At 51.8% G+C, this 255-nt stretch carries 1 rRNA gene; it reads right to left on the bottom strand.

The features are described 5' to 3' along the window. A 23S ribosomal RNA gene (locus ACEN4N_RS11630) occupies positions 1 to 255 on the bottom strand; the annotation flags it as partial.

Here is a 255-nt window from a genome sequence, read left to right on the forward strand (position 1 = left end):
ATGCACGTCGGTTTGGGCTCTTCCCGTTTCGCTCGCCGCTACTCAGGGAATCGATTTTTCTTTCTCTTCCTGCAGGTACTTAGATGTTTCAGTTCTCTGCGTCTACCTCACTTGCGTGTAACAGCCATTAGCTGTTGGGTTCCCCCATTCGGAAATCTCTGGATCTTAGCTTACTTACAGCTCCCCAAAGCATATCGGTGTTCGTCCCGTCCTTCATCGGCTCCTAGTGCCAAGGCATTCACCGTGCGCCCTTTG

This window comes from Ruoffia sp. FAM 20857, assembly GCF_045528645.1.
Taxonomy (GTDB): domain Bacteria; phylum Bacillota; class Bacilli; order Lactobacillales; family Aerococcaceae; genus Ruoffia; species Ruoffia halotolerans.